The following is a 6000-nucleotide window of genomic DNA, read 5'->3' on the forward strand; positions in this document are numbered from 1 at the left end:
CGTACGGGAGATCGCGGCGCGGCTGGAGGCCCGGGGCCGCCGTACCAGCCGGCTGCGGGTGTCGCACGGCTTCCACTCGCCGCTGATGGACCCGATGCTCGCTGCCTTCCGTCAGGCCCTCGCCGGGCTGGAGTTCCACGAGCCGCGGATCGCGGTGGTGTCGAACCTGACCGGCCAGGTGGCCGACGCGGGTGAACTGTGCTCACCGGAGTACTGGGTGCGGCACGTACGGGAGACCGTGCGCTTCGCCGACGGGGTACGGGCGCTGGCCGACGCAGGTGCCCACGTGTTCGCGGAGCTCGGGCCCGACGGGGTGCTTTCGGCGGCGGCCCGCGAGTCGGTGCCGGAGAAGGCCGCGGTGCTTCCCCTGCTGCGCAAGGACCGCGGTGAAGAGGCCGCGCTGGTGACCGGGGTCGCAGGGCTGCATGTGGGCGGGGTCACGGTGGACTGGGCGGCGTTCTTCGCGGGCACCGGGGCCCGCCGGGTCGACTTGCCGACGTACGCCTTCCAGCACGAGCGGTTCTGGCCCTCGGGGGCCGACCTGTCCGTGGACCTGTCCGGGACGGGGCTGGAGCCCACCGGCCACCCGCTGCTCGGCGCGGTGATGGTCGTGGCCGGTGCGGACGAACTGGCGCTGACCGGTGTGCTGTCCCCGGCGGCACAGCCCTGGCTCGCCGACCACAGGGTCGGCGGCGTGATCCTTTTCCCCGGCACCGGGTTCCTGGAACTGGCCGTCCGGGCCGGCGACCAGGCGGGCTGCGACCGGGTTGAGGAACTCACCATGGTCGTACCGCTCGCGCTGGCCGAGGACGGCGGGACGCAGGTCCAGGCACGGGTGGGCGAACCCGACGACGAGGGCCGCCGGGAAATACGGTTCTTCGCGCGCCCCGCGGAGGCGCCCGAGGCGGCCTGGACGCTGCATGCCGTCGGACGGCTCGCCCCGGGCGAGCGGGTGGCCGAATTCGACGCCACGCGGTGGCCGCCGCCCGGCGCGAGAGCCATGGACATCGACGGGCTCTACGACCGGTACGCGGCATCCGGCCTGGACTTCGGGGCGACGTTCCGCTGCCTGCGGGCGGCCTGGCGCCGGGGCGACGAACTCTTCGCCGAGGTGGCCCTGCCGCGGACCGCACGCGACGCCGGGGATTTCGGCATCCACCCCGGACTTCTGGACTCGGTGCTGCACGTCGCGGCGGACTCCGGCGACGGCGAGCAGTTGGTGCCCTTCGAGTGGACCGGGGTCTCGCTGCACGCCTCCGGCGCCGACGTGCTGCGGGCCAGGGTGCTCAGGACCGGCCCCGACACCGTCGTCGTCGCCGCGGCCGACGTACACGGCGCGCCCGTGATCTCGGTGGACTCGCTGTTCCTGCGGGCGCCGTCGGCCGCGTCCGCCACCACGCCCGCGGGCCCGGACCCGGCCGACTCGCTGTTCCGCCTGGACTGGATCCCGCAGACCACCCCGGACGCCGTGGGCGGGACCTGGGCCGTGATCGGCGCGGACGACTTCGGACTGGGCGCGGCGCTGGACTCGACGGGTACCGTCCGCCAAGGTGCGCCGTCCCTGGCCGAGTTGGCCGAGTTGGCCGAGGTGCCGCGGGTCGTCGCCGTAACGCCGGCGGGGGGCTGCGGTCCCGAGGCCGTGCACGCGCTGACGCGCCGTGTGCTGGGCCTGATCCAGGATTGGCTCGCCGAGGAACGCTTCACCCGCTCCCGCCTGGTGTTCGTGACACGGGGTGCGATCGCCTCGGACGGCGAGGACGTCACCGACCCGGCCGCCGCGGCGGTGTGGGGCCTGGTGCGGTCCGCGCAGTCGGAGAACCCGGGCCGGTTCCTGCTGGTGGACCTCGACGACGCGGCGGCGGCCGGCCCCGTACTGCCGGGCGTGCCCGGGCTGCTGGACCTCGACGAGCCGCAGGCGCTGATCCGGGCCGGGCAGCTGCGGGTCGGCCGGCTGGCGCGCGTGGCGTCGGGCGGCGGGCTGGTGCCGCCGGCGAACAGGCCGTGGCGACTGGACAGCCACGCGAAGGGCAGCCTCGACGCGCTGGCCCTGACGGAGTGCCCCGAGGTTCTCGAGCCGCTGACCGGGCGCCAGGTGCGGGTGGCCGTGCGGGCCGCCGGGATCAACTTCCGCGACGTGCTGAACGCCCTGGGCATGTACCCCGGCGAGGCCGGGCTGTTCGGCTCCGAGGCGGCGGGCGTGGTCGCGGCGGTCGGCCCGGAGGCGACCGGCCTGCGGCCCGGCGACCGGGTGCTGGGCATGGTGTCCGGTGGGTTCGGCCCGACCGTCGTGGTGGACGAGCGGCAGCTGACGGCCGTGCCCGAGGACTGGTCGTGGGAGACGGCCGGCTCGGTCCCGCTCGTGTTCCTCACGGCGTACCACGCGCTGGTGGACCTCGCCGCGATACGGCCGGGCGACAAGGTGCTCGTGCACGCGGGCGCGGGCGGCGTCGGCATGGCGGCGATCCAGCTGGCGCGCCATCTCGGCGCGGAGGTGTTCGCCACCGCGAGCGAAGGCAAATGGGACACCCTGCGTGAACTGGGCGTCGCGGACGACCACATCGCCTCCTCCCGCACCACCGGCTTCGAGGCGGCCTTCGCCGCCGTCGTGGGTGACGGCGGGATCGACGTCGTACTCAACGCGCTGTCCGGTGAGTTCGTGGATGCGTCGCTGCGATTGCTCGGCCCCGGCGGCCGGTTCCTTGAGATGGGCAAGACCGACGTACGGGACCCGGACAAAGTGCCGGAGGGCGTGCGTTATCACGCCTTCGACCTGGGCTGGGTCGCCCCCGACGGCATCCAGCGGATGCTCGCCGCGCTCATGGAGCTGTTCGGCGCGGGCGCGCTGGAGCCGCTGCCCGTACGTGCCTGGGACGTGCGGCGGGCGCCGGACGCGTTCCGCCACATGAGCCTGGCGCGGCACGTCGGCAAGCTCGTCCTGACCCTGCCGCCCGCGTGGGACCCCGAAGGCACCGTCCTGATCACCGGCGGCACCGGCGGCCTGGGTGGGGAACTCGCCCGCCACCTGGTCGCCGAGCGCGGAATGCGGCACCTGGTTCTGGCCGCGCGCCGCGGGCCGGACGCGCCCGGCGCGCACGACCTGCGCGCCGAACTGACCGCGTACGGCGCCGAGGTCTCCGTGGTCGCCTGCGATGTCGCCGACCCGGACGCCGTACGGGCACTGGTGGACGCGATTCCCGGCGAACATCCGCTGACCGCGGTGGTGCACACGGCGGGCGTGCTCGACGACGGCGTCGTCGGCTCGCTGACCCCGCGGCGGCTCAGCACCGTACTGCGGCCGAAGGTGGACGCGGCCTGGCATCTGCACGAGGCGACGAAGGACACCGGCCTCGCCGCCTTCGTCCTGTACTCCTCGACCGCCGGTGTGATGGGCGCCCCGGGGCAGGCGAACTACGCGGCGGGCAACGCTTTCCTGGACGCCCTCGCGCACCACCGCAGGGCCGCCGGGCTGCCCGCCGTGTCGCTGGCCTGGCCCGCGTGGGAGCAGGGCGTCGGCATGACCAGCGGCCTGGAGAACCAGGACCTGCGCCGCGCTGCCGCCCTCGGCCTGCCGCTGCTCTCGACGGCGCGCGGACTGGCCCTGTTCGACGCCGCCACCGCCGGCGACGACGCGCTGGTGGTCCCGCTGCCGGTCACCGGGGGCACGGGCGGGGGAGCACTTCCCGCGCCGGCAGCGGTCCCGGCGCTGCTGCGCGGACTGGTCCGCACCGGCCGTCGCGCCGCGACCAGCGGCGGGGGCGGAGCGTCGCGGGCCGCCCTCGCCGAGCACCTGCGCGGGCTGCGGCCCGAGGAGCGGGCGCGCCACCTGGTGGACCTGGTGCGCGACGAAGCCGCACGCGTGCTCGGGCACACGTCGCCGGATTCCGGCTCGGGCGGCTCGGCCGTTTCCGCGGACAAGGACTTCCGTCGGCTGGGGGTCGACTCGCTGACCGCGATCGAGCTGCGCAACCGGCTGTCCTCGGTCACCGGGCTCCACCTGCCCGCGACGCTGGTCTTCGACTACCCCACGCCGCGCGGGCTCGCCGGGTTCCTGCTGGGGGAACTGGTGGAGGAAGGCCAGGAGACGGACGCTCCGGCGGCGCTCCCGCCGGTCGCGGTGGCCGATGACCCGATGGTCATCGTCGGAATGAGCTGCCGGTTCCCGGGCGGGCTGGACTCGCCGGAGGATCTGTGGCGGTTCGTCGAGTCGGGCGGCGACGCCATCTCCGGCTTCCCCGAGGACCGGGGCTGGGAAGGAGGCGCGGGGGGCGACGGCGCCATGGGCGGATTCCTGCGCGGCGCGGCCGACTTCGACGCGGGCTTCTTCGGGATCAGCCCGCGTGAGGCGCTGGCCATGGACCCGCAGCAGCGTCTGCTGCTCGAAGTGTCCTGGGAGGCCGTCGAGCGGGCGGGCATCGACCCGGTGGCGCTGCGGGGCAGCAGGACCGGAGTGTTCGTCGGACTCAGCGGCTATGACTACTCCACGCTGGTCATGCGGTCCTCCGCGGACGTCGAAGGCCATGCGACCACGGGCCTGTCGGGGAGTGTGGCATCCGGTCGGCTGGCCTACGTCCTCGGGCTGGAAGGCCCGGCGGTCACGGTGGACACGGCGTGCTCGTCGTCGCTGGTGTCGCTGCACCTGGCCACGCAGGCCCTGCGTGCCGGGGAGTGCTCGCTGGCACTCGTGGGGGCGGTGATGGTCATGGCCACCCCGGTGACCTTCGCGGGGTTCTCCCGGGTCGGCGGCCTGGCGCCGGACGGCCGCTGCAAGGCGTTCGCCGAGGCCGCGGACGGCACCGGCTGGTCCGAGGGTGTGGCGACGCTGGTGGTGGAACGGCAGTCCGACGCGGTGCGCAACGGGCACGACATCCTCGCGGTGGTGCGGTCCTCGGCGGTGAACCAGGACGGTGCCTCGAACGGTCTGAGCGCGCCGAACGGCCCCTCGCAGCAGCGGGTGATCCGCCAGGCCCTGGCGAGCGCCGGGCTGGACCCGGCGGAGGTGGACGCGGTGGAGGCGCACGGCACCGGCACCACCCTGGGCGACCCGATCGAGGCGCAGGCGCTGCTGGCGACATACGGGCAGGACCGGGAGCACCCGCTGTACCTGGGCTCGGTGAAGTCCAACCTCGGACACGGGCAGGCGGCTGCGGGCGCCGCCGGACTGATCAAGACGGTCATGGCGATGCGGCACGGGGTGCTGCCGCGGACGTTGCACGTGGACGAGCCGTCGTCCCATGTGGACTGGTCGGCGGGGGCCGTTGAGCTGCTGACGGAGAACGTGGCGTGGCCGGAGACGGGCCATCCGCGTCGGGCGGGGGTGTCTTCGTTCGGGATCAGTGGCACCAATGCCCATGTGATCCTCGAACAGGGTCCCGAGCCGGTGGTGGCGCCCGTTGAGGAGCCGGCGGTGAGGCCGGCCGTGGTGCCGTGGCCGGTGTCGGCCACGAGTGATGCCGCGCTCGACGCGCAGTTGGGGCGGATCAGGTCCTTCGTGGACGGACGGCTGCCGCTGGACGTCGGCTTCTCGCTGGCGACGGGCCGGTCGGTGTTCGACCATCGGGCGGTGCTGTTGGCCGCCGAGGACGGAGTGGCCGAGGTTGCCCGGGGCGTGGCCGTCGAAGGTCCGCTTGCTGTGGTGTTCTCCGGGCAGGGTGCGCAGCGGCTGGGTATGGGGCGGGAGTTGTACGGCCGGTTCCCGGTGTTCGCGCGGGCGTTGGACGCGGTGCTGGATGAGTCCGGTCCCGGGCTGCGCGAGGTGATGTGGGGTGAGGACGCCGAGGCGCTGAACGCGACGGGTTGTGCTCAGCCGGCGCTGTTCGCGGTCGAGGTGGCCTTGTTCCGGCTGCTGGAGTCGTTCGGTGTCGTGCCGAGGTTCGTGGCCGGGCATTCGATCGGTGAGGTGGCCGCGGCGCATGTGGCGGGTGTGCTGTCCCTCGCCGACGCCTGCGCGCTGGTGTCGGCGCGGGCCGGGTTGATGCAGGCGCTGCCCGGTGGCGGGGCGAT

At 74.4% G+C, this 6000-nt stretch carries 1 protein-coding gene (running past one end of the window); it reads left to right on the plus strand.

All coding sequences use genetic code 11. From position 1 onward, the window contains the following. Nucleotides 1-6000, plus strand: part of the annotated coding region (locus ABZ562_RS38720; RefSeq protein WP_361489440.1) for an SDR family NAD(P)-dependent oxidoreductase (this coding region is incomplete at its 3' end). Its footprint begins 2207 nt before the window's first position; 6000 of its 8207 annotated nt are in view.

Origin of the sequence: Streptomyces sp. NPDC019937 (genome assembly GCF_040631655.1) — a bacterium.
In the GTDB taxonomy this organism is placed as follows: Bacteria; Actinomycetota; Actinomycetes; order Streptomycetales; family Streptomycetaceae; genus Streptomyces.